Source organism: Bradyrhizobium sp. USDA 4353 (genome assembly GCF_054063215.1).
Window position 1 is genome coordinate 6407195 of the sequence record NZ_JBSSGB010000001.1, and the last position, 19774, is coordinate 6426968.

Annotated in this window: 16 protein-coding genes; 9 read left to right on the forward strand and 7 right to left on the reverse strand. The window is 67.2% G+C overall.

All coding sequences use genetic code 11. The annotated features are described in order from the left end of the window. The first annotated feature begins 27 nt into the window (after positions 1 to 27). From ACVILH_RS29165 to ACVILH_RS29175, 3 genes are all read left to right on the forward strand, one after another. Positions 28 to 1620 (forward strand): MBL fold metallo-hydrolase, encoded by a 1593-nt coding sequence (locus ACVILH_RS29165; RefSeq protein ID WP_456715963.1) that lies wholly within the window; start codon positions 28 to 30, stop codon positions 1618 to 1620. A gap of 270 nt (positions 1621 to 1890) precedes the next feature. Beyond that, on the forward strand, positions 1891 to 4008 hold the full coding sequence (locus ACVILH_RS29170) for an OmpA family protein (protein WP_456715964.1): 2118 nt from the start codon (positions 1891 to 1893) through the stop codon (positions 4006 to 4008). 10 nt (positions 4009 to 4018) lie between these two features. After that, positions 4019 to 5851, forward strand: a complete 1833-nt coding sequence (locus tag ACVILH_RS29175) for a cell envelope biogenesis protein TolA (RefSeq protein WP_456715965.1) — start codon at positions 4019 to 4021, stop codon at positions 5849 to 5851. 257 nt (positions 5852 to 6108) lie between these two features. Here the strand turns inward: ACVILH_RS29175 and ACVILH_RS29180 are convergent, their stop codons facing one another. Together ACVILH_RS29180 and ACVILH_RS29185 are read right to left on the reverse strand one after the other, a co-directional pair. Then, complete coding sequence (locus tag ACVILH_RS29180) at positions 6109 to 7692, reverse strand: MDR family MFS transporter (protein ID WP_456715966.1); 1584 nt, start codon at positions 7690 to 7692, stop codon at positions 6109 to 6111. A gap of 171 nt (positions 7693 to 7863) precedes the next feature. Next, entirely contained in the window at positions 7864 to 8376 is a 513-nt protein-coding gene (locus ACVILH_RS29185; RefSeq protein ID WP_035648309.1) for a YcgN family cysteine cluster protein, read from the reverse strand. Between the two features lie 322 nt (positions 8377 to 8698). Between ACVILH_RS29185 and ACVILH_RS29190 the strand changes: the two genes are divergently transcribed. The 5 genes from ACVILH_RS29190 to ACVILH_RS29210 all read left to right on the forward strand — a co-directional run bounded on the left by ACVILH_RS29190 (position 8699) and on the right by ACVILH_RS29210 (position 14403). After that, the gene (locus tag ACVILH_RS29190) at positions 8699 to 10981 is read left to right on the forward strand and encodes a transglycosylase domain-containing protein (RefSeq protein WP_456715967.1); all 2283 of its coding nucleotides are present in this window, start codon (positions 8699 to 8701) and stop codon (positions 10979 to 10981) included. Positions 10982 to 10996: 15 nt separating this feature from the next. Further along, positions 10997 to 11578 carry a DUF1214 domain-containing protein gene (locus tag ACVILH_RS29195; protein WP_456715968.1) on the forward strand — a complete coding sequence of 194 codons (582 nt, stop codon included), beginning with the start codon at positions 10997 to 10999 and terminating at the stop codon, positions 11576 to 11578. Next, positions 11575 to 12159: a DUF1254 domain-containing protein gene (locus tag ACVILH_RS29200; RefSeq protein WP_456715969.1), complete on the forward strand. Its 585-nt coding sequence runs from the start codon at positions 11575 to 11577 to the stop codon at positions 12157 to 12159. The genes ACVILH_RS29195 and ACVILH_RS29200 overlap by 4 nt, the downstream gene beginning before the upstream one ends. 127 nt (positions 12160 to 12286) lie before the next feature. Next, positions 12287 to 12790 carry a CYTH domain-containing protein gene (locus ACVILH_RS29205; protein WP_456715970.1) on the forward strand — a complete coding sequence of 168 codons (504 nt, stop codon included), beginning with the start codon at positions 12287 to 12289 and terminating at the stop codon, positions 12788 to 12790. A gap of 122 nt (positions 12791 to 12912) precedes the next feature. Next, a complete protein-coding gene (locus ACVILH_RS29210) occupies positions 12913 to 14403 on the forward strand; it encodes an acetyl-CoA hydrolase/transferase family protein (RefSeq protein WP_456715971.1) in 1491 nt (496 codons plus the stop codon). A 19-nt stretch (positions 14404 to 14422) separates the two neighbouring features. On the opposite strand, the gene ACVILH_RS29215 is transcribed toward ACVILH_RS29210, so the two are convergent. Together ACVILH_RS29215 and ACVILH_RS29220 are read right to left on the reverse strand one after the other, a co-directional pair. After that, on the reverse strand, positions 14423 to 15172 hold the full coding sequence (locus ACVILH_RS29215) for a hypothetical protein (RefSeq protein WP_456717102.1): 750 nt from the start codon (positions 15170 to 15172) through the stop codon (positions 14423 to 14425). 28 nt (positions 15173 to 15200) lie between these two features. Then, entirely contained in the window at positions 15201 to 15389 is a 189-nt protein-coding gene (locus ACVILH_RS29220) for a hypothetical protein (protein ID WP_456715972.1), read from the reverse strand. A 393-nt stretch (positions 15390 to 15782) separates the two neighbouring features. Between ACVILH_RS29220 and ACVILH_RS29225 the strand changes: the two genes are divergently transcribed. Next, positions 15783 to 16739 (forward strand): DUF2336 domain-containing protein, encoded by a 957-nt coding sequence (locus tag ACVILH_RS29225; protein ID WP_456715973.1) that lies wholly within the window; start codon positions 15783 to 15785, stop codon positions 16737 to 16739. A gap of 6 nt (positions 16740 to 16745) precedes the next feature. Here ACVILH_RS29225 and ACVILH_RS29230 read toward each other — a convergent pair whose 3' ends face one another. The 3 genes from ACVILH_RS29230 to ACVILH_RS29240 are packed head-to-tail and all read right to left on the reverse strand — an operon-like array spanning position 16746 to position 19602. Then, complete coding sequence (locus ACVILH_RS29230; protein ID WP_456715974.1) at positions 16746 to 17096, reverse strand: DUF1491 family protein; 351 nt, start codon at positions 17094 to 17096, stop codon at positions 16746 to 16748. 51 nt (positions 17097 to 17147) lie between these two features. Continuing rightward, on the reverse strand, positions 17148 to 17846 hold the full coding sequence (locus ACVILH_RS29235; protein WP_456715975.1) for a peptidoglycan-binding domain-containing protein: 699 nt from the start codon (positions 17844 to 17846) through the stop codon (positions 17148 to 17150). Continuing rightward, on the reverse strand, positions 17839 to 19602 hold the full coding sequence (locus ACVILH_RS29240; RefSeq protein WP_456715976.1) for a PAS domain-containing sensor histidine kinase: 1764 nt from the start codon (positions 19600 to 19602) through the stop codon (positions 17839 to 17841). Before ACVILH_RS29240 ends, ACVILH_RS29235 begins: the two co-directional genes overlap by 8 nt. Between the last annotated feature and the right edge of the window lie 172 nt (positions 19603 to 19774).

The following is a 19774-nucleotide window of genomic DNA, read 5'->3' on the forward strand; positions in this document are numbered from 1 at the left end:
CGCGACTCATTCCCAGGAGATTGCCGCATGAGTATCACGCTTCGCTTCTGCGGCGCCGCGCAGACGGTGACCGGGTCCTGCTATCTGGTCGGCACCGACCATGGGCAGATCCTGATCGATTGCGGCCTGTTCCAGGGGCAGAAGACGCTGAAGGAGCTGAACTACGGCGACTTCCCGTTTCGCCCCCACGACATCGACGCCGTGCTGCTGACGCATGCGCATATCGACCATAGCGGCCTGCTGCCGAAGCTGGTGCGCTTAGGCTTCGACGGCAAGATCTTCGCCACGCGCGGCACCATCGATCTGTGCTCCTGGATGCTACCCGACGCCGGCAATATCCAGGAACAGGAGGTGCTGGCGCTGAACCGGCGCAACATCGCGCGCGGCCGCGACGAGGTCAGCCCGATCTACACCCAGGGAGATGCGATCGCGTCGCTGCAATATTTCCAGCCCGTGCCGTTTGAGACCTGGACCGACATCATCCCGGGCGTGCGCGCCCGCTACTGGAATGCCGGGCATCTCCTGGGCTCGGCCTCGATCGAGATCGAGCTCGCTGGACAAGGCACCGGCGGCGCGCCGCTGCGCCTGCTCGCCTCAGGCGATGTCGGGCCCGACGCCAAGCTGCTGCAGCCTGATCCCAGAGCGCCGGAAGGCTTTGACTACGTGATCTCGGAAGCCACCTATGGCGATCGCATCCGCGAGCCGACGACGCCGGAGCTGCGCCGCAACCGTCTCGCGGGCGAGGTGCGCGACGCCGCGGCCGCCAAGGGCGCGCTGCTGATCCCGGCCTTCGCGGTCGAGCGGACGCAGGAGCTGATCGTCGATCTCGTCGGGCTGATGGAGCAAGGCGCCATCCCGGCCGCGCCGATCTTCCTGGACTCGCCGCTCGCGATCCACGCCACCGAGGTGTTTCGCGCGCACACCGAGAGCCTCGACGGCGGCCGCGATGTCGGCCGCCTGCTGTCGTCGCCGCATCTGCGCTTCACCGAGACGGTCGACGAGAGCAAGGCGATCGCCAAGCTCACCGGCTTTCACATCATCATCGCCGCCAGCGGCATGTGCGATGCCGGGCGCATCCGCCATCACCTCAAGCGCTGGCTGTGGAATAGCCGCGCCACCGTGCTGCTGGTCGGCTACCAGGCCAACGGCACGCTCGGCCGCTTCCTTCAGGACGGCGTCAAGGCGGTGCGCATCCAGGGCGAGGAGATCAAGGTCGGCGCCCGCATCCGCGGGATCGACGACTATTCGGGCCATGCCGACGGCGCCGAGATCGCGCGCTGGATCGCCGCGCGCCGCCCGATCGCGCGCGGGCTGTTCCTGTCGCATGGCGAGGAGGCGGCGATCGCCGCATTGGCGGCGCGCATAGGCGAGCGGATCGTGCCGGCGGCCAAGGTGTTCTCTCCCCTGCTCGACGACGTCTATGAGCTGACCAGCACCGTGCCGACGCTGCTCGACGTCACCAGCAGGCGAAGGCTCGCGCCGGAGGCCGTCACCCGGCTCGATTGGCACAACGACATGTCCGGCCTGCTGCTCGACATCCACGCGCGCATCGAGCAGGCCGCTGACGACCGCGCCCGCGGCGTCATCATCCGCCGTCTGCGGCGGGCGCTCGAGGAGTGATGCTCCGCACGGTGGCGTGAAGACGGGGGCAGAAGCTTCGTCGTCGAACGGTCACAGTTCGATCGCACCCTCGTCGCATCGGACAGGGATCGATGACGCGCGCGGAGCACGGCTGCCGAAAGCGACGCCATCTGCGCTTGTGCATAGGGAACGGCACAACGCGCAGACGGCTGGTCTCGGGGAACTATTCTGCTACGCTCGACGGGTGGTTCACGACAACGGCACGATCCGGGTGAACCCGGCGCAGGTGGGGAAACGGGGGGCTCTCACATGCATCAACCATCGAAATGGTGGACGGGACTGATTGCTGTCGCCGTGCTCTGGCTGGCCGCAGTGAGCTTCAAGACAGCAGGTGTCGAAGACGAGATTGCACCGCGGGTGCGCGCCGCGGTCGCAGCCGCCGCACCGGATACCGCCGCGGCGCTGAAGGTCTCGGTCGCCGGCCGCGACGTTCGCATCGAGGGGCCCGAGTTCAGCGCCGATCAGTCGGAGCGCCTGAGCGATGCCGCAGCCGTGAGCGGCGTCCGGCTCGTCGATGACAGCTACGACAAGCTGCCGACACCGAAACCCTACGCATTCCGCGCCGCACGCAACGGCAACCAGCTCGTGCTCGAAGGCGGCGTGCCGACGCCAGCGGTCCGTCAGGCCGTGTTGAGCGCGGCCCGCGCCGCGGGCGGCGGCGAGGTCGTCGATCGGCTCGGCTACGCCCTGGGTGCTCCGGTCAACTTTGCCGCCATCGCCGGCCATGGCGTGGCGCAGGCCGCCAAGCTCAATGGCGGCAGCTTCTCGCTCGCGGACAAGGCCTATTCGATCGCGGGCGCGGCCGCCTCGTCGGATGTCTATGAGGCAGCCATTGCCGCGACACGGCAGCTGCCGAGCGGCGCCGTGCCCGACAAGATCGCCATCCTGCCGCCGGAGGCGAAGCCCTTCATCTGGAGCGCGGTGCGCGACGACAAAGCGGTCGTCTTGTCCGGCGTCGTGCCGACCGACGACATCAGGCGGGCGCTGGAGACTGCCGCGGCCAAGGCGTGGCCTGGGTCGTCCGTGATGCATCAGATGCAGATCGCGCGCGGCGCGCCATCGGGCGATTTCAATGCCTATACCACTTACGCGCTGGCCGAGCTGGCGCGGCTGAGCACGGGCCGCGTTGTCATCTCCGACGCCACCTATGCGATCACCGGCGAGGCGCCCTCCTCTGCCGCCTACGACGAGGCCATGGCCGGCGTCGGCAAGCTGCCGGCCGGCCTGACGCTCGCCAAGGCGGACATCCTGCCGCCGGAGATCAAGCCGTATCGTTGGACGGCAGAGTTCGACGGCAGCGGCCTGAGCCTTGCGGGTCTCGCGCCCAGCACGGCCAGCCGCGAGGCGATCATGGGCGCGGCGAGCGGTCAGTTCGACGGCAAGCCGATCAAGAGCCAGATCGGCATCGCGCGCGGCGCCCCCGACGGCGATGTCGCCAAGGTCGGTGCCAGCCTGCTGCAACAGCTCGCCAGGCTGTCGGGCGGCCGCGCCGAGATCACGGACACGCAGGTCTCGATCCGCGGCGTCGGGCTTGCCAATGTCACCGGGGCTGCGGTGCGCGAGCAACTGGCCGGCGCGCTGCCTGCGCCGTTCACGCTCGCCGCCGTCGACGTGCGCGACGGCCCGGTGTCGCCCTACGCCTTCAGCCTGCAGAAGCAGGACGGCCGCGTCCGGCTGAGCGGCTATGTGCCCGACGATGCCGCACGTCGCGATCTCATTGGTGCGGCCACCTCGGCCTTCGTCACCGAGACGGTCGAGGATAGCCTCAAGATCGCCGACGGCGCGCCGAAGGATTTCGTCAAGTCGCTGAGCGCGACCTTCCCGGCCCTGGCGCGGCTGTGGTCCGGATCTCTGACGGCGAAGGACGCGACCCTGTCGGTCGACGCGCTCGCCATCTACGACAAGTCAGCCGATCAGGTGCGCAAGGAGCTCGCCGACGCGAGCGGCAATCTCAAGCTCGACGAGGTCAAGATCGGGGTCAAGCCGGAGAGCCCGCCGCTCCCCGTGGCCGAATGCCAGCCGGCCTTCGAGGGCCTGCTCGCCAAGGGCCGCATCCGCTTTGCGACTGGCAGCGCCGAGCTCAGCCGCGAGTCGCTGGCGTTGCTCGACCACATCGTCGACGTGGCGCAGCGCTGCAAGGACGCCGAGATCAGGATCGAAGGCCACACCGACAATGTCGGCGACGAGGCTGACAATATCGACCTCTCGAAGCGGCGCGCAGCGGCGGTGGTGAGCTACATCAGCGAGGCCGGAATCGACACCTCGCGGATGACCTCGGAAGGCTACGGCCAGAACCGACCCGTCGCCTCCAACGACAGCGCGGAAGGCCGCGCGCAGAACCGCCGCATCGAATTCGTCGTGAAGTGAGGCGCCGATCATGATGTACGACCTGACGACGTTCTTCCTCTGGATCCTGCTCGCCATCGTCATCGGCGGCTTCGTCGGCTGGCGCACCTGGTCGGATGCGAAGCAGCCGGACTGGATGAGGACCTGGCTGTTGCCGGCCATTCTGGCCGTCCTCATCGGCGCCCTGATGGCGATGCTGAGCGTGCTGCCCGGCCGCGCCGGGCTGTGGCTCGAGGTGGCGCTGCTGATGGTCGGCGGCTACGTCGTCGGCTGCCTGGTCGGCGGACAGCTGAAGGAGTATGTCGGGATCGGCGACTCCAGCGCGATGTCCCCGGGCGGACCGGGGAACGTCGCGGCGTTCACGGCGCCGGCTGCCGCCCGTCCCTGGGCGGACAGCCCCTCGCCCGCCGCGCAGGCCGCGGCCCAGGTCGAAGCCGATCGCCTGGCTGCGGAGGCCGCAGCAAAGGCGGAGGCTGATCGTCTCGCGGCCGAAGCCGCCGCAAAAGCGGAAGCCGAACGTCTTGCCGCTGAAGCTGCCGCGAAGGCCGAAGCAGATCGTCTCGCTGCCGAGGCTGCTGCGAAAGCCGAGGCCGACCGCCTCGCTGCTGAGGCGGCTGCAAAGGCCGAAGCCGACCGTCTTGCCGCTGAAGCTGCCGCGAAGGCCGAAGCAGATCGCCTAGCTGCCGAGGCTGCTGCGAAAGCCGAGGCCGATCGTCTCGCTGCCGAAGCTGCTGCGAAGGCGGAAGCCGACCGGCTTGCCGCCGAGGCTGCTGCGAAAGCGGAGGCCGACCGGCTCGCCGCTGAGGCTGCTGCGAAGGCCGAGGCCGATCGTCTCGCTGCCGAAGCCGCCGCAAAAGCTGAAGCCGATCGTGCTGCTGCGGAAGCTGCGGCAAAGGCCGAGGCCGAACGTCTTGCGGCGGAGGCCACCGCGAAAGCCGAGGCGGAGGCCGCGCGCCTCGCTGCAGAAGCCACGGCGAAGGCCGAAGCCGATCGCCTGGCTGCCGAGGCGGCCGCGAAGGCCGAGGCCGAGCGTCTCGCCGCGGAGGCCGCAGCGAGCGCGGAGGCCGATCGCCTCGCCGCCGAGGTCGCGGCGTCGGCCGCAGAGCCTGCCCCGGGCAGCCGCAATGGCACCGCTGATGGCCGGCCGCCAGCCCTGCCCGCGCCCGACGGCGCGGCCGACGATCTCAAGCTCATCAAGGGCATCGGCCCGAAGAACGAGGCCATCCTCAACGACATCGGCGTGCATCATTTCCGCCAGATCGCGGAGTGGTCGCCGGTGCATGCCGAGTGGGTCGGCCACCACATGGCCTTCCCCGGCCGGATCGAGCGCGAGCACTGGATCGCGCAGGCCAAGCTGCTCGCGGCCGGCCTCGACACCGCGCATTCGACCGCGGTGAAATCTGGCGCGATCACCATCGACGACCAGGCCGACGCGCCGCTGAGCGAAGACGAGGCCCGCTACCTCCTGGCCCACCTGCCGGCGCTGATGCCGCCGGTCGAGAACGAGGACGCCCACGCCGGCAGCCGGCCGCTCGGCCTCGCCGCGCCCCGTGGCGGACAGGCTGACGACCTCAAGCTGATCAAGGGCATCGGCAAGCAGAACGAGGCCCGGCTGCATGGGCTCGGCATCTGGCACTTCGATCAGGTGGCGGCGTGGACCGCCGAGCACGCCAAATGGGTGGGATCCTATCTGGCCTTCGCCGGCCGCATCGAGCGCGAGCAATGGATCTCGCAGGCGAAGGAGCTGGCCAGCGGCGGCACGACGGAGTTCTCCAGGCGCGTCGAGGCAGGTCTGGTCAAATCGTCGCTCGACGACGGCTCGCGCGGCCAGGACAATGTCGAGGTGGTGCAGCCGCGCGAGTAGGACGACGATCAGCCAAGTCCCAGCGCGCTGCCAGATACAGTGCCCTCTCCCCTTGCGGGAGAGGGCATCTGCGGCCCGTCCGCGCAGGAGATTGGGTGAGGGGTATCTATCCGCGAGCGATGTGCGCGGAGAGATACCCCTCACCCGACCGACATCGCCGCACGTTCGTGCATGCCCTCTCCCGCAAGGGGAGAGGGCACATTCATAAGCACCGCGCTCATCTTGCGTTCGTACTGCCTTAGTGAGCTTGCTGTTTGCTACTCCGCCAGCTCCACCGGCTCATTCCGCGACGGGCCGGCCAGCGGGCGCTCCTCCATCAGGATCATGCACACCGAGGCGCAGGCGAGCATCGCGGTGGCGGCGGCATAGACGAAGCGGAAGGCGTGGATCATGTCGGCTTCTGCGATGCCGCTGACGGCGCCGTGGGCGCCCTCGGCGAGCGAGATGTCGGCGCCGAGCACCATCAGAAGGATGGCGCTGAAGGCTGCGACCGTGAACGAGGACATCATCGAGCGGAAGAAGTTCATTGCGCCGGTGATGGTGCCGATTTGCGAGCGGTCGACCGCGTTCTGCAGCGACACCACCGAGATCGGGAACGCCGTGCCGAGCCCGATGCCGAAGATCGACAGTAGCACCATCAGCACCCACAGCGACGGCGTGGTCACCGTCATGACCGCGGCGGCGATGGTGCCGATGAAGGTGCCGACGATGGCGACGCGCTTGTAGTGCTTGACCCGCGCCATGGTGCGGCCGGCGATCGCCGCACCAAAGGTAGAGATCGCCGCGATCGGGATCAGGCCAAGGCCGGCCTGGCTCGGCGTGAGGTGATAGACCAGCTCGTAATACAGCGGCAGATGTACCGTGAGCCCGATCAGCGCGCCGAGCGCGCAGCCGCTCGCCAGCATGCCATAGGGCACAACCGTGCCGCCCATCAGCGACAGCGGCAGAAACGGCTCGTCGGCACGCTTGGCGTGCCAGACGAAGGCCAGGCCCAGAGCGATCGCGCTGCCGATCATCGCCAGGATGGTCGGCGATAGCCAGGCCAGCTTGTGGCCGCCCCAGGTCAGCACCAGCATGAACACGACGGCCGAGGCCATCAGTAGCAGGCCGCCGGCCCAGTCGACCTTGCGAAGGCGGTGATAGACCGGCAGCCGGCCCATCTTGGGCAGCAGCAGCGCGAGCGCCGCGATCGCCAGGGGAACGTTGATCCAGAAGATCATCGACCAGTGCAGATGGTCGGCGAAGAAGCCGCCGATCACCGGACCGAGCAGACCCGCCAGCAGCCAGACGCCGCTGAAATAAGCCTGGTACTGGCCGCGCTCGCGCGGGCTGACCACGTCGGAGATCACGGTCTGCACCACCGGCATGATGCCGCCGCCGCCGAGTCCCTGCAGGCCGCGCGCAAGGATCAGCACCGGCATGTTCGGCGCGAGCGCGCAGACGACGGAGCCGACCACGAACAGGCTGAGCGCGGTGATGATCATCGAGCGTCGTCCATAGATGTCGCACAAGGTGCCGAACACCGGCGCCACCGCCGTCGAGGCCAGCAGATAGGCCGTGATGACCCAGGAGAGATTGGTGACGTCCTGGAACTCGCGGCCGATGGTCGGCAGCGCGGTCGCGACGATGGTCTGGTCGAGCGCGGCCAGGAACATCGTCAGCAGCAGGCTCATCAGGATGGTGCGGACCTCGGCCGGGGTCAGCGGCACCGGGGCCACGAGCGACGGCGCATCCTCGATCGCCTGCACCTGCGGCGGGATCGCCGGCAGCTCGGCTGCGAGCTCCTCGGGCAAGGACGGGGACGCGGCAGGGTAATGGCTCTGCCGATCAAACTTGTTCATGGGGATAAATTGCTACGCCGCGCGCGGCCAACGCCGCGCAGATTCGCCAGATAGCGAACTACTTAAGGCATAATTTTCCCTTGCGGCAGCGGGCCGTGCGCATGGGTGTATCCCGACAGCACAGGACCGGTCGCACCATCGTGACTTGCTGCGTCTGCGAAGTGATCGCGCCTATTTCGGCCGGCGCTTCAGCTTGGCGCGCTTGGGCAGCAGCACCGGCCATTGCACGATGTGATCCTCGAGCTGGTCGTCCGGGACGTCGTCCTCGGTTCCCTCGACCCGGCCGCGCACGGACACGCCGGCTTCATGCACCGTCTGAGGATCGCCCGAAATCAGCGGATGCCACCAGTAGAGGTCGCGTCCCTCGGCCGCCAGCCGATAGCCGCAGCTCGGCGGCAGCCAGGTGATGGTGCGGACATTCTCAGGTGTCAGGCGCACGCAATCCGGCACCTGCTCCGAGCGGTTCGGGTAATCCTTGCAGGCACATAGGCCGGCATCCAGAAGCTTGCAGGAAATGTGCGTGAAGTAGATGTCGCCGGTATCCTCGTCCTCGAGCTTCTCGAGGCAGCAGCGCCCGCAGCCGTCGCACAGGCTTTCCCATTCCGCCTCGGACATCTCTTCCAAGGTCTTGGTTTTCCAGAACATTCCCTCCTGGCCCGAGGGACGTTTGAGCGGTGCGGTCATCGGGCGATTCCAAGGGGGGCGCGGCGTGGCCGCCATCTAGGTGCCCGGCCCCTTCCCGCGCAAGGGCGGCAAGCAGCGGCTCATCCATCACGTTAGCTTTGTGCATCAAATTGTGACGGGAACCCGTTGGTTTGTGCCACCTGCTCAGCTAGATATCGGCTACACAAGAGGCTTGAGTCACTCCGGCGGCGGTGTGCAGGGCCATCCGGCCCGGTGCCTTGGGTTTGCCGCAACATACGCGCAAGACCCTTCGAAGGCTTCAGCCCCGCTTGCTGAGTGCTTCGAAGCCCGCTGACACGATTTCGAAACGACCAGGGTTCCCGTGCGGCAGATCATTCCAGACGATTGGAAGAAGCGGATCAATAATTTCCGCCTGGATCTCGACGCCCGTTTCGATTCGGCGCTGTTCTCCTCCCTGCGCGGCACCCGCGAGCTGTACGAGCGCTATTCGGCGTTCATGGACCGCTTCTATGTGGGGGGGTGGAAGCGCTGGGTGTTCGTCGAGCCTCTGTCGGAAGCCGCCACCATCGGTCTCGGCGGCCTGGTGCTGATGCTGGCGCTGGCCATCCCTGCGTTCCGGGAGACCGCCGACGAGGACTGGCTGAAGAAATCTGACCTCGCCGTCACCTTCCTCGACCGTTACGGCAACCCGATCGGCAGCCGCGGCATCAAGCACAACGACTCGATCCCGCTGGAAGACTTCCCGGACAATCTGATCAAGGCGACCTTGGCCACCGAGGACCGCCGCTTCTACGACCATTTCGGCATCGACTTCCCCGGCCTCGCCCGCGCGCTGGTGACCAATGCCCAGGCCGGCGGTGTCCGCCAGGGTGGCTCCTCGATCAGCCAGCAGCTCGCCAAGAACCTGTTCCTGTCCAACGAGCGCACCATCGAGCGCAAGGTCAACGAGGCGTTCCTGGCGATCTGGCTGGAAACCCGCCTGACCAAGAACGAGATCCTCAAGCTCTATCTCGACCGCGCCTATATGGGCGGCGGCACCTTCGGCGTCGACGGCGCGGCGCATTTCTACTTCAACAAGTCGGTGCGCGACATCAACCTGTCGGAAGCGGCGATGCTCGCCGGCCTGTTCAAGGCACCGACCAAATTCGCGCCCCACATCAACCTGCCCGCCGCGCGCGCCCGCGCCAACGTCGTGCTCGACAACCTGGTCGATGCCGGCTTCATGACCGAGGGCCAGGTGTTCGGCGCCCGCCGCAATCCGGCCTTCGCCGTCGACCGCCGCGACGAGAGCTCGCCGAACTACTTCCTCGACTTTGCCTTCGACGAGATGCGCAAGCTGGTCGACACGTTCCCGAAGTCCTACACCGAGCGCGTGTTCGTGGTGCGGACCTCGATCGACATGACCGTGCAACACGCGGCGGACGAGGCAATCGAGAACCAGCTTCGCCAGTTCGGCCGCGACTATCACGCGACCCAGGCCGCGACCGTGGTCTCCGATCTCGACGGCGGCATTCGCGCCATGGTCGGCGGCCGCGACTACGGCGCCAGCCAATTCAACCGCGCCACCGACGCCTACCGGCAGCCTGGCTCGTCGTTCAAGCCTTACGTCTACACGACCGCCCTGCTCAACGGCTACAAACCCACCTCGACCATCGTCGACGGCCCGGTGTGCATCGGCAACTGGTGCCCGCAAAACTATGGTCATTCCTATTCGGGCACCGTGACGTTGACGCAGGCGATCACTCGCTCGATCAACGTCGTGCCGGTCAAGCTGTCGATCGAGCTCGGCAAGCCGAATGGACCGAAGGCCGGCCGCGCCAAGATCGTCGAGGTTGCCCGCCGCTTCGGCATCAAGGCGCCGCTGCCCGACACCCCGTCGATGCCGATCGGCTCGGACGAGGTGACGGTGCTGGAACATGCCGTCGCCTACGCGACCTTCCCCAACAAGGGCAAGGCGGTCACGCCGCACTCCGTTCTGGAGGTGCGCACCGGCGCCGGCGATTTGGTGTGGCGCTGGGACCGCGACGGGCCGAAGCCGAAGCAGGCGATCCCCGCCTCCGTCGCCGCCGACATGGCGGGCATGATGAGCCACGTCGTCAGCGAAGGCACCGCGCGCCGCGCCGCGCTCGACGGCATCCCGACCGCCGGCAAGACCGGCACCACCAATGCCTATCGCGACGCCTGGTTCGTGGGCTACACCGGCAACTTCACCTGTGCGGTCTGGTACGGCAATGACGACTACTCGCCGACCAACCGCATGACCGGCGGCTCGCTGCCGGCGCAGACCTGGCACGACATCATGGTCGCCGCGCATCAGGGCGTCGAGGTCAAGGAGCTGCCCGGCGTCGGCATGGGCGAGAAGCTGCCGCCGCAGCCGCCGTCCGCGGCGATGGCGCAGGCCGGCCAGCCGAAGACGCTGGAGATCAAGCCCGGTCCGCCGCCGATCCTGACGCGTCGCGGCGCCGAGGTGCTGGTGCAGGTGGAGAAGATGCTGGACGACGCCGCGCGCGTCGCCGAGAAGGCTGCGCCTGCCGACCCGAAGAAGCCCGGCAAGCCGGTGTCGTCGAGCGCGCTGGCGTTTCCCGAGAATTACGCCACGGCCACCGCCGACAGCGTGCCCAACCCTGCCTTGCGCAAGAACTGACGACAGCGAACTCCCGTGCGGCTGCTCTTCATCACCTTGATCGCGCTCCTGATCGCCACCGGCGTCGGCGTCGGCGCGACCTGGATCACCACCACCCGCGGCACCGAGTTTGGCACCTTGACGATCGGCGCCTGGACCGCGCGTCCGAAGACCGGCACAGCCGATGTCGATCCTTATGCGCGCGCCACCATCACCCGCAACGGCGAGCTGCCGATCGGCACCGGCGACGGCGTCGCCTTCACCGCCAACACCGATGACAAGAAGAAGCCGCTCGACGGCCGCTGCGACATCCTCGTCAGCGGCGTGACGCCGCCTGCGCGCTTCTGGACGATCACGCTGTATGACCGCAAAGGCCATCTCGTCGCCAACACGCTGCAACGCTACGGCTTCACCAGCCAGGAGCTGGTGCGCGGCGCCGACGGCTCGTTCGAGATCCGGGTCGCCGCGCGCTCGCGCGCCGGCAACTGGCTGCCGACCGGCGGCATCGAGCGCTATTCGCTGATGCTGCGGCTGTACGACACGCCCGTCGGAGTCGCGACGCGCACCCAGCGCGATGCGCCGATGCCCGCGATCACCACCGTGGGCTGCCCGTCATGATCCGGCTGCTGTTCACGATTCTGGTCGGCGTGCTGCTCGGCGGCGTGGTCCATCTCGTCAGCGTGCTGGCCCTGCCCCGCATCTCGACGCAGGACGCCTATTCGCGCCTGACGCCGATGACCAAGCTCAACGCAGTCACGCCGCTGCCACTCGCCGATCCCAACAACTCGCCGATGCCGTTCATGGACCCGGCCTTCGCGATGGCGATCTGCCGCTACGACCTGTCGGACGGGCCGCTCAAGCTCACCGTGCCGGTGAGCCAGGCCTACACGTCGGTGTCGTTCTACACGCGCAACGAGATCGCTTATTACGCCATCAACGACCGCTCCGCCGGCAAGCGCGTCATCGAGCTCGACCTGATGACCGAAGCCCAGCACGAGGATCTGCCCGAGGACGAGGAGGTCACCGCGGCCGACCGGCTGATCATCGATTCGCCGACGACGACGGGGCTCATCGTGTTGAAGGCGCTCGCGGCCGAACCCGGCCTCATGCCGCAGGCGCAGGCCTCTCTTGCGTCCGCCACCTGTGGCGTGCAGGCGGAGGCGCCCGCCAAGGCTGAAAAGCCGCGCGGCAAGCGCTGAATGGTAAGTCGTTAAGCGGACCTTCGATCAATTCGACAACGCGCTCTTCATCCTTCGTGGCATAGTGTTCATCACGCTCCGTTGCTATGACGGTTCAGGACGGCGAAGTTTCGCTTATCAGCAGGTCATGCCCCTCGAAATCGAACGAAAGTTTCTCGTCAGGACCGACGCCTGGCGGGCTCAAGCGACGCACAGTGAATACCTTCGCGACGGGCTCGTCGCGCGTCAGGACGGCCTCAAGGTTCGCGTCCGCTGCTACGGCAATCGAACGACCCTGTGCGTGAAGAGCGGCCGCCGCGGGCTGGCGCGCGAAGAGTTCGAATACGACATCCCGCGTGATCATGCGGAGGCGATCTTCGCGCATTGCGAGGGGCGCATGATGGAGAAGACGCGCCACTATGTTCCAGGTGAAAGCGGCATCTGGGAGGTCGACGTCTATCACGGCGAGCTCGACGGCATCATCATCGCCGAGATCGAGCTGCCGAGCGAGACGACCGTCGTGACGCTGCCCGACTGGATCGGCGACGAGGTCACCGGTGATCCCCGCTACAGCAAGGCCAACTTGCTGAGCGAGCGTCTGCGCGCCGCCAAGGTCCGAGAGCTGCGTCGCGCCTGCCTTGCAGGGCCTTAACCGGCCCCAAGGCCGCCGGGCCTTGACCCCTGTCAAACCGCCGTCGAGAGGCCCAGCTTAAACAGCGCGGGACTTGAACAGCGCGACTTGCGGTCTGAACGATCGCGCACGGAGTTGGCAGGATGAGCTCATCGCAAGTGATGTCGCAGGCGCTGCGCGCCAAGATCATGTCGGCGGATGATGCCGCCGCGCTGGTCAAGCCGGGCAGCCATGTCGGCATGAGCGGCTTCACCGGCTCCGGCTATCCGAAGGCCGTGCCGCTGGCGCTGGCCCGCCGCATCGAGGCGGCGCATGCGCGCGGCGAGCCGTTCCGCATCGGCGTGTGGACGGGCGCATCGACCGCACCCGAGCTCGATGGTGCGCTCGCCAAGGCCAACGGCATCGACCTGCGCCTACCCTATCAGTCCGACCCGACGACGCGCCAGCGCATCAATGCCGGCAGCATCGACTATATCGACCTGCATCTCAGCCATGTCGCGCAATTCGTGTGGTTCGGCTTTCTCGGTCATCTCGATGTCGCGGTGATCGAATGCTCCGGCATCATGCCCGACGGGCGGCTGATCCCGTCGACCTCGATCGGCAACAACAAGACCTGGCTAGATCTCGCGGACCGCGTCATCATCGAGGTCAATTCGTGGATGAACCCGGCGCTGCTTGGCATGCACGACGTCTATTACGGCACCCGCCTGCCGCCGCATCGCAAGCCGATCCCGATCGTGGCGCCCGGCGACCGCATCGGTGAGACCACCTATCGCTGCGACCCGGACAAGGTGATCGCCATCGTCGAGACCCATGCCCCGGACCGCAACACGACCTTTGCTGCGCCGGACGAGGTCTCCAACGCGATCGCCGGACACATCCTCGAGTTCTTCGCGCATGAGGTGAAGCAGGGCCGCCTGCCGCGCAATCTGCTGCCGCTGCAATCCGGCGTCGGCAATGTCGCCAACGCCGTGATGGCCGGGCTCGATGAAGGCCCCTTCCCGCATCTGACCGCCTACACCGAGGTCCTGCAGGACGGCATGCTCAATCTGATCCGCTCCGGCCGCATGGATCTGGCCTCCGCGACGGCGTTGTCGCTGAGCTCCGAGGCTGCGATCGAGTTCAACCGCGAGATCGAATTCCTGCGCGACCGCATCGTGCTGCGGCCGCAGGAGATCTCCAACCATCCCGAGGTGATCCGGCGGCTCGGCGTGATCGCGATGAACGGCATGATCGAGGCCGACATCTACGGCAACGTCAACTCCACCCATGTCCGCGGCAGCAGCATCATGAACGGCATCGGCGGCTCCGGCGACTTCGCCCGCAACGCCTATCTGTCGATCTTCATGACGCCGTCGACCGCCAAGAACGGCACCATCTCCTGCATCGTGCCGATGGTGACGCATGTCGACCACACCGAGCACGACGTGCAGATCCTGGTCACCGAGCGGGGGCTGGCCGATTTGCGCGGCCTGTCGCCGAAGCAGCGCGCGCGCGTCATCATCGAGAACACCGCGCATCCGCGCTTCCGGCCGGCGCTCGACGATTATTTCCAGCGCGCCTGCCGCGACGCCACCGGCAAGCACACGCCGCATCTGCTCGAGGAGGCGTTCCGCCTGCTCAGGCCGGAATGACGGCCGCGAAGGCCGGCGATCATCCCCGCGTCGTCAGCGGCCGCTGGATGTAGGGACGCGCCGCCACCGGCGGATTGGCGGTCTGGGCGGCCAGCTCGTTGATCAGGCGATCGGCCTCGGCGGCCATTCCGTCGGGCGCCTGCAGCACCAGGCGCTCCAGCGCCCAGCGGTAGGACGAGACGCGCTGCTCCAGACAGATCTGCACCCACTGCACGATCAGCGAGTTCTCCTGCATGCGCGCGACCGCGTCGGCCTTCTCGCGCGGCGACAGCTCGGTCATGTACTTCATGCTGGCGTCGCGCTTGCGATCGAGGTCGATGACGCGGATGGCGGACGCAAAGAACGGCTCGAAGCGCGTGAGGTCGTCGCGGACGTCGTCGGTGAGTTGCGCATAGCGCGAGGCGTGCGATCGATGCGGCTCGTCGATCAGAGCGCGGCCATAGGCGGTGCGGTCGAACACGACCTTCTGCCGCCAGGGCGACGCCGACGGCTGATAGTCGCCGAACACGGCCTTCCAGGCGGGGCGCGAATGCGGCGGCTCGATCAGCGGATAAGCGAGGTCGCGCAGCTGGCGCTCATTGTCGGTCAGTTGGAACTGCGATGGCGCGACGCCCACGCTCGCCGTGGCTTCAGCGCCGATCCATTTGTGCATGTCGTCGTTGCGCATATCGGCGCGGGTGCGGCCGAAATCGCCGCCGCTGCAGGCGCCAAGCAGTCCGCTACAAAGAATGAGTGCGACGGCCGGAGCGGCTCGCCGGACCCGAACCATCACGTCCGGCATTCCCATTCCCCTGATGTCAGCGGCGACGCCGGCGGCGGCTCGGAGCGGTGCCCTCGCGGGGATCGCGATCGTCGGTCGTGCTCTCGCGCTCGATCCTGATGACGGGAAGAATCAGGATCGTTCCCATGCCCTCCTGCGGCGCGCCGGTCACGGCAGGCCGCGCGCGACGCGCAATGTCCGCCGGAAATTCAATGATGGTCGCCATGTTGACTCTCTTTCGTGCCCGAAGTTCTTACCCCCCAACTCCCCGTTGCCCGAACTTCGCAGGCAAGAGAGCACGCAAACTGACGATCACGAATGCCGACCGCACTGACAGGCGACGCGGCATCCAACGCGGTGAGGATCAGGCCGGCGGCGCGACGAGGCCAGGGCGAGATCATCGAACGGGTCGATTAAGATCAGGACGTGGTTAAGAGGATCTTAATGCGGCGCAATGGAACACGGATCGCGTGCAGACGTCGCGCAAATGGCACGCGGGCGTTGCGCCTTTGTCTCACCGGGAAAATTCGGCCGATCTTCACCGATTGTTTTCCTTAACGGCCCATTAAAACAACTGCGGTCTAATCGGCGCAACGATTGCCGAAGTTGCGTACCCGACATGACCAGATCATCGCTGTTTCCCGGCTTCGACGGGCTGTTGACGCTCTCGCGCCGCGAGGGCGTCGACATCAAGCCGACCTTGCTGCGCGTGCTGACCGACCTCTATGTCCAGGCGAGCACGCATTCGGCCGATGAAGAGAGGCAATTCGTCGAGCTGGTGTCGCGGCTCATCGACGATGTCGACGACACGACCCGCGCCGCGGTGCGCGCGCGTCTCGCGATCTATCCGGGCACGCCGATCGAGATCTTGAGAAAGCTCGGGCTACGTCCTGCGCCTGACGAAGCGCTGCTGCCGCTCGCCGGTTTGATCCCGCCTGCTCTTCGTCCCCACGCGCCCGCGCCCGACGAGGCCGCGCCGGCCGGACTGGCGATGCAGCCGAAAGACGCGGCCGAGCTCAGCGAGATGTTCCTGCGCGCCGCCTCCAAGGAGCGTATCGCGATCTTGCAGAATCTCGCCACCGCCCCGCTGAAGCCGGCGGCGCCGATTCCGCAGCATCGCGCCGCGCATGCGATCGAAGCGCTGGAGATGGCCGCCTTCAACGCTGACGTCGAGACCTTCACGGTGGAGCTCGGCGAAAGCCTGATCCTTCCGGCGCGCATCACCCATGAGGTGATGAACGATGCCAGTGGCGAGCCGCTCGCCTGTGCGTTGAAGGCTCTTGCCATGCCCGCACCCGTGTTCGAACGCGTGCTGTTGTTCCTCAAGCCCGAGATGGGCCAGTCCGTGCAGACCGTGTTCAGGCTGTCGCGCTTCTACGAGCGGCTGAGCGAGCGCGCGGCGCTGGTGATGCTGGCGGCCTGGCGCGGCTCGGCCGTCGCGGCGATGCGCGCGAAACATCGCGCGGCGTTGTACGACGACGAGCGGCAGCATGTGCGCGGCGGCAGCTCGCGGATGGGTGCGCAATCGCCAGCCAAGCCGATCGTGCGCACCGGCACCGACGGCTTCAAACGCTGAGGCAGGCTAGGAGCGCTCCGGCGCGAGATCGAGGAAGTGGCGGCCCTGCTTGTCCTCGGTCTCGACGATCCAGGCATCGGGATCGAAACGCAGCTCCTTGCGGAGTCGTTCGTCGACCTCGAACTCCGGCATCGGCTGCGGCGAGGCCACAACGAACAATCGGTCGATCGGCCGGCTGTCTTCGTAGACCGTCTGCGGTGCGGGAACGTAGAGCTGAGCCGTGCGATCCATCAGCGCGACCTTGACGAAGACGGCGCCCGCCTCCTCCGCACCGCGATGGCTGATCGCGCCGAACACCCCGGCCGACTGGCAGCGGCGCAGATAGGCGCTGACCCAGATGCTCGTCTTCAACCGCATGATGGCTCGGCCAGGTGAATGCGCGCTGCCAAGCGCAGCCGCCGGCCTGCTCTATTCGATCGGGTGCCCGATGACAATTGCCAGCTCGCGCACCAGACGATCCGATACCTGGCCCGTCACCGGCAGCTTGCGCTCGCGTTCGAACTTCTGGATCGCGGTCTGCGTGTCGGAGCCGATCATGCCGGTCGGCTTCAACTGGCCATAGCCATATTCGGTCAGCGCCCGCTGAACCGCCGCGACGCGACGGGCATTGCCGCCCTGCTGGGTCGGCTGCGGCCGCGGGATGCTGTTGCCCTGACCGCCGCTGACGGAACGGACGAGATCAGCCAGGGGATCGGCGTATTTCTGATCCGGCCGGGCATCAACCGTTCGCTGATCGGGCACCTTCGGCTCGGTCGCGCGGGTCTCAGGCGGCCGGGTCTCGATCACCTTCGGATCGAACGGAGAGATCGCCTCCGCTGGCCTTGGGCGCGGCATCGGATTGGAGCTGGTCAGCACCGGCGGAATGGTCACGATGGAACCGAACATCGGCGCCGGATGCGGCCCCGATTGCAGGAAAACGGCGTTGACGATGATCGCGCTGGCCGCTGCGCAGGCCAGAAGACCGGCGAACAGATCCTTGGGGCTGTAGAGCATCGCGCGCATCACAAAACCGCGCTCGTCGGCCACTTCGACCACCGCGGCAGCGGCAGCAGCCCGCTTGCGACGGCGCGGCGGCGCCGAATCATCCTCTGCAACTCGTCTAGGCACTCTTCTTCACCTGAATCACCTGCCCGGCCTGGGCGGACCGCGAGGGCGACAGCGGCGTCACGGTGGCGCCGGTGCTCGCCTCGGCGACGCAATTGATCGGCAGCGCGATCGTGACCGTCGTTCCCTCGTCGATCTTGCTTTCTATCGACATTTCGCCGCCGTGCAAGTTCACCAGGCTCTTGACGATCGAAAGCCCGAGACCGGTTCCCTCGTGACGGCGCTGATAAGTCTTGCCGGCCTGGAAGAACGGATCGCCGATGCGCTTGAGATCGTCGGCGGCGATGCCGACGCCGGTATCGGTGATTCGCAACAGCAGGTTCGCGCCATCGACGCCGGCGGACACCGCGACGCGTCCGCCGCGCTCGGTGAACTTGATCGCGTTGGAGACGAGGTTGATCACGATCTGCTTGAAGGCGCGCGGATCGCCGGTGATGAGCGGCAGATCGTGCGGCGCATCTGCCGAGAGGTCGACGCCGTTTTCTCGCGCCCGCAGCGCCAGCAGATTGCAGCAATTGAACAGCGCGGCGCGCGGCGCGAACGGCTCCGGCGTCAGCTCGAAATTGCCGGACTCCATCTTCGACATGTCGAGGATGCCGTTCACGACCGACAACAGATGCTGGCCGGAATCATTGATGAGCTGCGCGTATTCGCGGCGCCTCGCGGCGTTGAGCACGAGCACCTGCTCCTGCATCAGCATTTCCGAGAAGCCGATGATGGCATTGAGCGGCGTGCGCAGCTCATGACTCATGGTCGCGAGGAACCGCGTCTTGGCCGCGTCGGCACGCTCGGCTGCGCTCCGCGCCAGCTCGAGCGCCTGCTCCTGCAATTTGCGATCGGTGACGTCGCGCATGACCGCGACCACCTCATGCTCCGATCCGGCCGGCGTCGGAGCGGCGTAGTCGAGCGGCCGGCAGCGCATCTCGACCCAGATGAAGTCAGCGCCGTGAAGCGAGCCGCGGCCCTCGCCGGGCGCATCGCGCCGCAGCCGGAATTCGACGCTTGAGGCTTCGCTGCCGCCCGCCGCCTGCGACAGCGCCGTGAGGTAGGCTGGCCGGTCGGCGACGTGAACGCGCTCGAACAGGCCGTGGCCATGGAGTTGCGCGACCGGCGTGCCGAGCAGCGTCTCCGCCGCGGGCGAGATGAACATGACCGCGCCGTTGCGGCGATGACGCGAGATCACATCGCTCATGTTGCGCGCGAGCAGCCGATAGCGCTCCTCCTCCATCGACAGCAGCGCCACGCTGGTGCGTGCGAGCGTATCGGCGGCGAAGGCGAGCACGGCCGCGTAGAGCGTGGCCGAGGCGACGCCGAAGGCGAGCAGCGCGGTCCGCAAAGCGGGGTTCGTCTCGGGCTTCGGGAGCCAGCCGAGATGGCCGATCAGGATCAACAGCAGCGCGCAGGACAGTGCGAGCGCGGCGGAGAACACGACGACGCGGCGAGAGGCCGAGAACGCGGCCTCCAGCGGCACGACGATGAGCCATACCGCGGCGAAGGATTCGATGCCGCCGGTCTCGATCGACACCGCCATGATCAGCGCAGACAGCGCCAGCGACGACAGCGCGCAGGCGCTCTCATAGCGGCCGGTGCGCGACAGATACCAGGACAACAGAATGGGTGCGATCAGCCAGGCGAGCGCGCCGACCTCGAGCGCGCTCGGTGCGCCGCGCATCGCAAGATAGGCGGGAAACACCGCGAACGCAGCGAGGCTGCCGAGCAGGCGCGGCGCGATGAAGGCGCGATGGCGCGCGCGCGTCATCGCATCAGTTCGAGCCGATGGATGCAGCAACGCATCAAGACAATCGCGGATGATACTCAACACACTCACGGCTCTCGCGCCTCGGCCTATTCGGTCGTTCTACAAAAGAGAACGCGCCGGGACGCCCCCTGTCGTCGAAGGCCACCGTGTCAGACTCGCATTAAGCGAACGC